Source organism: Caballeronia sordidicola, assembly GCF_002220365.1.
Lineage (GTDB): Bacteria > Pseudomonadota > Gammaproteobacteria > Burkholderiales > Burkholderiaceae > Caballeronia > Caballeronia sordidicola_C.
On record NZ_MTHB01000128.1, the window covers coordinates 1 to 8250 of the forward strand.

Annotated in this window: 8 protein-coding genes; 6 read left to right on the forward strand and 2 right to left on the reverse strand. The window is 54.0% G+C overall.

What is annotated here, in order from left to right:
• The first annotated feature begins 342 nt into the window (after window positions 1–342).
• The 6 genes from BSU04_RS21395 (at window position 343) to BSU04_RS45590 (ending at window position 4005) form a co-directional block, all read left to right on the forward strand.
• Window positions 343–546, forward strand: a complete 204-nt coding sequence (locus tag BSU04_RS21395; RefSeq protein WP_144021298.1) for a hypothetical protein — start codon at window positions 343–345, stop codon at window positions 544–546.
• A gap of 316 nt (window positions 547–862) precedes the next feature.
• Complete coding sequence (locus BSU04_RS21405; protein WP_089162500.1) at window positions 863–1336, forward strand: hypothetical protein; 474 nt, start codon at window positions 863–865, stop codon at window positions 1334–1336.
• Entirely contained in the window at window positions 1336–1848 is a 513-nt protein-coding gene (locus BSU04_RS21410) for a hypothetical protein (RefSeq protein ID WP_089162501.1), read from the forward strand. Before BSU04_RS21405 ends, BSU04_RS21410 begins: the two co-directional genes overlap by 1 nt.
• Window positions 1849–2230: 382 nt before the next feature.
• Window positions 2231–2611: an HNH endonuclease gene (locus BSU04_RS21415; protein ID WP_256983163.1), complete on the forward strand. Its 381-nt coding sequence runs from the start codon at window positions 2231–2233 to the stop codon at window positions 2609–2611.
• 3 nt (window positions 2612–2614) lie between these two features.
• Window positions 2615–3355: a hypothetical protein gene (locus tag BSU04_RS21420; RefSeq protein WP_089162503.1), complete on the forward strand. Its 741-nt coding sequence runs from the start codon at window positions 2615–2617 to the stop codon at window positions 3353–3355.
• Window positions 3356–3696: 341 nt separating this feature from the next.
• Complete coding sequence (locus BSU04_RS45590; RefSeq protein WP_144021299.1) at window positions 3697–4005, forward strand: hypothetical protein; 309 nt, start codon at window positions 3697–3699, stop codon at window positions 4003–4005.
• Window positions 4006–4381: 376 nt separating this feature from the next.
• Here the strand turns inward: BSU04_RS45590 and BSU04_RS21430 are convergent, their stop codons facing one another.
• Both BSU04_RS21430 and BSU04_RS21435 read right to left on the reverse strand, forming a co-directional pair.
• Window positions 4382–5887: a site-specific integrase gene (locus BSU04_RS21430; RefSeq protein WP_089162505.1), complete on the reverse strand. Its 1506-nt coding sequence runs from the start codon at window positions 5885–5887 to the stop codon at window positions 4382–4384.
• Between the two features lie 57 nt (window positions 5888–5944).
• The coding region (locus tag BSU04_RS21435; protein WP_179258386.1) for a YadA family autotransporter adhesin at window positions 5945–8250 on the reverse strand (2306 nt) is incomplete at its 5' end.

Consider the following 8250-nt stretch of genomic DNA (forward strand, 5'->3'; position numbering starts at 1 on the left):
CTTCCTGATTCCGGACAACTGGTCCGCCGATCAGGCACTCGCCGTCATCGAACTCATCGACGATCTACGCGAGCGAATCTGCCTGCACTATCAGTTCGCATTGCACGAACTGCTACACGAACAACGCGCACCTCCCGTGAACGCTCACCTGAACGACGTCGACGATCCATTCTGATGACCCTCACTCGGCAGTAGGTGCCGGTAACGGCCCCTACTCGTTGACGCTCCTACTCAACCTTGTGCCGCCGTTTAGTGCCGGATTTGCGCCGCCGCTAACAGGAACACGAGCACGACCGGGATGCAGCGGCGATTCAGGCGGACATCGACCGTCAACGCGTGCTCTTGAAAGCTCACCAAAAGGAGATGGACCTTGCAGCAGGGCAGGTGAGATCCATGACCATGACCATGACCGAGGCGAATACGGTGATGGCGCAGCGGGACCGGACATCTGCGGGGCTGCGTGTATTGGTGGACGAGATGCAGCGACGGACCCAAGGGGACGAGGCTAGGGCCGCTCTGGAATCGTTGCTGGATCAGGTTCGATGAGCACCGCATTGCTCCACAACCAAAATGCGCCGCGCGTGTTCCGGATTTCGAATAAGGCTTTCTACTCGATGCTGACAGAGGCGCGTATAAGTGGATGCAGTATTTATAAAGTGTTCCGTAGTCGCGCTTACCATCTACAGACGCTTATAAATCCCTCGTTTCAAGTGTCTGGGTTTCCTCTGGTACGTCAACTAGAAGTCGGCGTATGTGACTCAGTCATGGAGGGGCTTGAGCAGCTTGTTACGGACCTCGACGTACCCCGTGAGTGCCTAGGTGAGTTAATCGCATGCGCTGTTCTGCCTGAGGGAGTAGCAGCATGAGCCGTGCGTCTCTCGTGCGCCATGCAAAGGCGCTGCACATTCCCGTTACGTCTACCAAGGGGAAAGTAACTTACCCCAAGGGGATGGACGATCTCCGGATTGATTTGATGGTGCTGCTGTACGGGCCTCTACTCGGGGTAATCACGGGGACGGCTCCCGAGATTGACACGCGCATCGACCTCGCTGTAAAGACGCACGATGGTAAGTGCGGGCCTGATCTGCTGAGAAGCCAGCTATGTATTCGGCTCGCTAACAAGGATCGGGCTGAGGCTAAGCGATTGTCTAGCGAAAAGGTTAAGGATAGAGATGCTATTTCGGCTCTCTTAAATAGTTCGCGGCAGTATTTAGTGTTGGCAAATGTAGCGCTTAATCTGCATGGGATAGCAAAGGGCTTGCGTGGATACCCACCTGTTGATTATCGTGCTTCGCCATTTACAGAACCAGTTGTTAGTAACGAGGAGAATAATTAATGGCAACCAAGGCGCAACATACTCAGGCCGTATTATCTATGCGATTAGAATGGTCTGCTGGAGATAAAATCCTGGCTGTCCAATTGGCTAATCTCCGATATACGATTGAGCGTAAATCTAAGCTGGCGGATAAGTCGGATTTAACTGTCGTATCTGCTGCGGGTACAGAGAAGTCTAATCCGCTGTTTATGGTTCTGGATAAACTCAAAACGCAAGAGTTGCAATTGACGAAGCGCTTAGGGTTACAGGCCAGTATTAGAAACGCATCGCATAACTATGAGATTAACGCCAACCCTACGGATAAGCGCGGCAAACTGTGGACCGAGTGGCGCGAGAACTGTATCAGTAACCTACTGCCGGGCTGCTGGGTAGGGATTACCCGAGATGAGAAGTGTGGTATCCCGGAGGACGAACTAGGCTGGCCTAATAACCCGCTGACGCTCCCAGTACCAGGGGAAGTCCACGAGCATGGCAATTACTACCCCGTATCACACACCCCACGGCCTCGGTGAGCACTCGGAGGTACTCGCCTAGCCTGACCATTGAGAACCGCTCCACGGGCCTAGAAATGGGCCTATTTTCGATATGCTCTAATTCTGCAACAATCCATGCGGAATAATGGGTTTCGGTACCTGATTACCCCCAAAAAAGAGGGTAAATTTGCCGTAGCCGTTAAAGTGAAGGGGAACTGTCGACGCTATGACCTTCGAAGCCTGCATTTATCACTACCCCCCGTCATTAGGCTGCACCTATCATCTATCGGTTAGTTTGATCGATAGAATTCACAATATTGGTGCATTGTTGTAAATGTTACTGACTGTTCACCTACGTCCATAAGGATAACGAATGAATGATTGCCTGCTGCATCCGGACTATCGATGGTCCATGACCTCAATGAGTTGTCCCCATTGCGCTACCACTAGCACGCCTGTACGTACCAAGCCACTCACCGATAAGCAGAAGGTGCGATTAGCTAATGCCGGTAATGCTGTAAGAATCGATGATCTGAGTGGGCACGCTTGGGCCAAGATTAGAATTCGGATTCGTACACGTGATGGCTATCAGTGTCAGTCGTGCAAGGTAGCAGTAACGACCGGCATCGTTGACCATAAGATCGCGCTTGTTAATGGCGGCAGTAATGACGACAGTAATCTTCAACTCATGTGTACCGAGTGTCACAGGATCAAGACTGCTACTGATTTAGGCCACCGCGTTAAGACTGGCGTTAGTGATACTGGCATGCCGACTAATCCAGGCCACCACTGGAATACGTAATGCATGGACGATAATCTACAGAGCAAGATTGCTCAGGCTGCGAACATCGGGCTAGATATGAATATCATAGGCAGTACAAATCAGGCTGCTGTTAATTGGTCCCGTACTAGACGAAAGTCGGCTAATGCCACTAAGACCGACCCCGATGGTGATATAGCTACTTATCGTACTCCGGCTAAAAAGCATCCATATGATTGGTGTGATAAGTTAGCTGGATTACTTGTCAATCCCACTAACAGGCAACTCAGACACGAGTATCTTTCTTGCTCCATTGATAAACTTCGGGAGACACTTGGTACTTTGCACGGCAAAGACTATGCGGTAACTGACGCTTTCGTTAAGAAGCCGCGTTCTACCAAGATATCAAAGGATGGTAACTACCCGCACACTATAAGTAAGCTTGTGACTGCTCTCGCAAGTAGAGGCGTAGCCATTCCAACCATTGAACAGCGCATGATGTCTTTTAACCAGATACGCAGGCACTTGCTAGGCAAGGGCAAAGCACAGGAGTTCACATTGGCAAACCTTCCGTACATTACGCTAGGTCGGAGATTCGTAGCAATAGGCGGTAAGCAGTTCAATTGGGTAAACGTTATGGGCCTAGCGTGTGAGGTAGATACCGCAGTCGGTCTGGAGCACAATTCCCGAATGGGGAAGTCATTCCTGGTCTACTCGGACTTCGAAGGTTTGGTAGGTCTGGCCCGGAATGAAATTGAACGGCGATGCAGCCTTGCTCCTCAGTGATAGATAGTTGGTATAGAGATTAGTGTCTCTTATCATTTTCCACAAAACACCTCAAAAAGTACCTCATTTTAGTTTCCGTTTTCATCAAATCAGGAGTTCCTGCCCATGACCCAACATGTTTTAGATAGCAATGCCGACGAGAGTAGTTACTTTGGCAAGCGGAATCGGCACGGAAGGGCCGCATATCGACGGGCAGTAATTGCCGTGACAGGCTCTCTGCCCGTATGGGCTAAGGATCGGCGGAGTAATCGTACTACTATCCCTGATATTACTACTATGGAAATTACTACTATCCCGCCTATAAACGAATGGCATCCACCGTGGGCGGTGTGGGGAGTGTCATGACACACTCACTTGATGAGAATATTTCCGAGCGCGCCTATTTCCTGAGCCGTAATCCAAATGGCCGCGCCGCCTACCGGCACGCTATCCAATTAATGACAGGTGGACTCCCGGTATGGGCTAGGGATAAGCGGGCCAATCGTACTAGTATCGGCCAAGTTACTACTATGGAAATTACTAGTATCCCCGATATTACAAGTATGGAAATTACTACTATAGCCGAGATTACTGCGGAGGAAATTACTAGTATCCCTGTCGTGGAGGACTGGCGCACTACTGGCGGAGTCGATCCACTGACGATGCTGTGACCTAACGAGGAAGGGTGCAACGTTGCACTCCTGCTTAACAGCTTGCGGAAGTGTTACCTCGCCGTGGGCTACTTTCTTGGATAACTCAGGATCGGCTTTCGCTACTGAATCGGCCATACGCTGAGTACGGGGACTAGCGCCGGATTGAGCAGACCGACTAGCGTTTGTAGAGAACCCGGCAACGTTGCCGCCTTCATCTGTGTCTTTCTATTTACACCAGCAGCAGTAGCACGCTGCTCTACTGTGGAATAGTCCAGTGGTGGACTATTGCTCCCATATTGGTTGTTCCCGTTTCCGCCCACTGTCTGCGCTATCCCCCAATCCTGCGTGCTTGCAACAATCGCAGTGTTATTCTGCAACGTTGCAGAGTTATCGTCTATCCCGGTAACTTCACTCCCGGTAGCTTGTATTTAGCCATAGCCTCTACCAGTGGCCTAAGCGGATGGAAAGCACCACCATAGTTGCGGGATATATCGCCTGACGTGTGGCCCGTAAGAGCTTGGCTAGTTGCTTCCTCTACTCCTACCTCACGCATGGTATCGATGAACATGTGGCGAAATGAATGGAAGGTTTTACGCTTGTCGGTTATCTTGCACACGCCCCGAAGGTAAGTGCCGAACCAGTAACTAAACCGCGCTGTTTCACGCCCTTGATTATCCGCCCTCAATAACGGGAACAATCTAGCTCCCTTCTGGTTAGCGACGTACTCAATGAATCCCAATTTAACTAGATCGTTATGAACAGGGATACGCCTACGTGAAGCGTAGTTCTTTAAGCCTTGATTCTCCCCGTCATCGGTAATATAGATAACAGATACCGGCTGCTCCTTATCGTCACGGTCCCGGTAATGATCGTGCTTGATATCCTTGGGCGATAGCTGCCCTAACTCCTCCATTCTGCATCCGGTGTACATAGCGAGTAACGGTAGCCAGTACGATGCCTCGCCTGCCCCGCCCTTCGGTCTAGCACCTGCGGAAAATACAGGGCTGCCCATGATGGCGACAATATCAGCCCGCTCGAAAGGTAGCCTAGCGGTTTTGGCAACGTTGCCCAGATCGGTTTTCACGCCCTGGCAAGGGTTAGCGTCTACGAGAGGCGGATCGTTATTCATCGCAGCGGAGAACAATGCCCGTAGCATGCCTACCCGACTTCGGAGCGTAGCTGGAGCTAATCCCGTCGCCTGTAAGTCATCTCGAAACTTGTTCACGTGGGGCCGCTTATAGAATCGTGGCGCGTGCTTCCCGGCGGATACCTCGAAGCGCTCTACCGTGGCGTGCATCGTGGCGATGGCTGCTTTACCGGGATCGCGTGATTTGATCCAGATTGGCACAAGGGCGGATAGGCTATCCACGGGTTTACTAGATGCTTTAGCTACGCTGGTAGCGGGTACGGGTTCCGGAGGCTGCTGGACGGGCTGAGACGGCGCGAGAGATACCCGCTGCTCCTCCAGGACGGCACGTATAGCGTCTTTCATCTCCTCCTTGCGTCTACGTTGCTTATCCAGCTTGCGCCCTTCCGAACGTATATCGGCCAGCATTGCAGCCACTTCCGAATCACTCCCGGCCATGCTCTCCAATGCCGCCTCAAACCGTAGTCTCTCCGCCTCAGACGAAAAGGCAATGGGCTTATACGGATTCCATGTTTCTGCATTCAGCACGACAGGATCAGTCTCCGCCACGGGGATAGCCATCTCCGCACGCAGTCCCGCGAGCAGGTTATTGAATTCCACGTCCACATGTGGGCGTAGCGTTCGCGCCTCCTTGTAATCGGCGGTCCCTAAAGCCTTCTGAAATTCCTTCTTTCCGCCGTATGCCGCTACTAGGTCCGCAGGTATACGCCGCCTGTAGTGGTAAGTCCCGCCCCTGCGAATAACGTACTCCACATTTCTCTCCGTGTGACACCCATGCGCAACAGTTTTAGCCGTAACCCCTTGCGGAGCTTAGCCCCTATTGTACACTTGGTTTGTCGTGTGGTGCGTTCCCAACTTGATGTTCTGCGTGATACGAGCCGTACCGCCAATGGCCGTTGCTGCGTAGCCCTGGAACGTACCGCCACCAATACCGATCGACAGCGTCTTGTTCGCATCAACGTCCGGGATCATGGTCAGCGCAGTGGCTGCCGCAATACCGCTGTACGCCTTACGAGCAATACCGCCCACTGCCGAGTTCATCTGGTTCAGGTTGACTGCGTCCGTCCCTTGCGTGCCAGGTGCCACGTTCGTGATTTGACGCTCGTTACCTGGCGAACCCACCGAAACCGAGTTATCACGATCTGCAACCGAGTTTGCACCCAGTGCCACGGCGTTGTCAGCCGGAGCCGTAGCGCCGTTACCGATAGCGATCGAGTCCTTACCGTTAGCGCTCGAATTCCCACCGATAGCGATCGTGCCGTCGCCCGTGCCGCTCGCACCGCCGCCAATCACAATTGCGTGATCGCCGGAAGCAGAAGCACTGTCACCCATCGCGATAGCGTCCGCACCCGTTGCACCTGCCGGCCCAGCCGAGCCCGGCTTGCCGTCTGCGCCGTTCATTGCAATGCCCGTGGTACCGGTCGATCCAATGTTCTGCACAGAAGTCTGAAGAGCCGCGACATTCTGGTTCGTGGTGTACAACTGGCCACCCGTCACTGCGTCCGTGCTGTCAGCCGACGAGATATCGCCTGCCGTCAAGTTCGTCAGCAGCGTAGTCGCCGTAGCCGCGGTGCCGCCAAGCGTGATCTTGTCGTGCGCCGAGGTGTCATATGCCACAGCGTTCGCAGTTCCACCAGCAGCGATGTTGGTGATCTGCGTCTGCAGGTTCGAGTAGTTGTTGGTTTCGTTGGTATCAAGGTTGCTGATTGCATCGCCAACGTTATAAACCGTCTTGCCACCCACCGTGAACGAAGGCTGCGTGATCGTGCCGTCGGGGTTCACCGCTGCACCACCACCAATTGCCGTAGCAAAGCTCGACGAGACACCGTACAACTGGCCACCGTTGATTGCGTCAACACTCGACTGGCTTACGTTGCCAGCAGCAACACCCGTGACCGTGCGAGCAACACCGCTCGAATTGGTCATGTCCACTACGGTGCCACCGGTCAATGCGCCGACCGTGATGTTACCCGTCGTGGCGTCCTGAGCTACCAGACCAATACCGCCCGGGAGACTCGAAATCTGATCGCCCAGCTTGGTCAGGCTTGTATCAACGTTCTTGAATGCGTCGCCTGCATTGTTATAGGTATTACCCTGGATATTGTACGTCGGACCGGTTACTACACCCGTCTTCGGATCGATCGTCGCACCACCGCCCAGACCTGCAACGACCGGCGTCAACTGACTCACGTTGACGGCATCAGTGTTACCGAAACCCGCTGCCACGTTCGTCAGTCTTGTTCCAGCTGAACCGCCGCCGAACGTAACCGTGCCCTTGCTCGAGTCGTCATAAGCGACGAACGAGTTGGTGACGTGACCGCTTGTGTCGACGGTAATACCCGCATCCGTCAACTGCTGAAGATTCACAGCGTCGGTTCCAGTCGTACCTGCAACCAGGTTGTGGATCTGCGCGCCAGTCGTGCCGTTGCCCAGCGTGACGCCCGACTTCGATGAGTTGTCGTACGCAACGAACGAATTCGTGACGTGACCGCTCGTGTCAATCGCCAGGCCCGCTGCGGTCAACTGCGCCACGTTCACTGCGTCCATGTTGGCAACACCAGCCTTCACGTTCGACAGCGTCGTGCCAGCCGTACCGCCCAGCGTGACCGTGCCCTTGGTCGAGTCGTTATAAGCAACAAACGAGTTCGTGACGTGACCGCTCGTGTCGACGTTCAAACCTGCTGCCGTCAACTGGCCGAGGTTCACTGCGTCCGTTGCAGTCGTGCCGGCAACCAGGTTGTGGATCTGCGCGCCAGTCGTGCCGTTGCCCAGCGTGACGCCCGACTTCGATGCGTTGTCATAGGCGACGAACGAGTTCGTGACGTGACCGCTCGTGTCAATCGCCAGGCCCGCTGCTGTCAACTGCGCCACGTTCACTGCGTCCATGTTGGCAACACCAGCCTTCACGTTCGACAGCGTTGTGCCAGCCGTACCGCCCAGCGTGACCGTGCCCTTGGTCGAGTCGTTATAAGCAACAAACGAGTTCGTGACGTGACCGCTCGTGTCGACGTTCAAACCTGCTGCCGTCAACTGGCCGAGGTTCACTGCGTCCGTTGCAGTCGTGCCGGCAACCAGGTTGTGGATTTGCGCGCCAGTCGTGCCGTTGCCCAGCGTGA